A 207-nucleotide genomic window follows, 5' to 3' on the forward strand; every position below is an offset into this window, starting at 1 on the left:
CCATGTCGTCGATGTAGGCGTAGGTGCAGTTCTCTGCTGCGGTTACCCGTGCGGGCAGTGTGCCGGCGATATGGGGGCGCGGGGTGGTGCGTTCGGGACGGAAGGCGAGTTGGGCGGGTATGGCGGTAAAGGTATGGGTGTAGGCGGTATCGCGGCTGCCGCTGTGTTCCATACTGAGTACCAGCCAGCCGTCGGGTGCTTCGGGGA

The 207-nt window shown here is 64.7% G+C and carries 1 protein-coding gene; it reads right to left on the reverse strand.

Annotation, left to right across the window (positions count from 1 at the left end; genetic code table 11):
- On the reverse strand, window positions 1-207 hold a 207-nt coding region (locus HMPREF2726_RS14230), incomplete at both ends, for a hypothetical protein (protein WP_168163288.1).

Origin of the sequence: Neisseria sp. HMSC074B07, from assembly GCF_001810355.1 — a bacterium.
Lineage (GTDB): Bacteria > Pseudomonadota > Gammaproteobacteria > Burkholderiales > Neisseriaceae > Neisseria.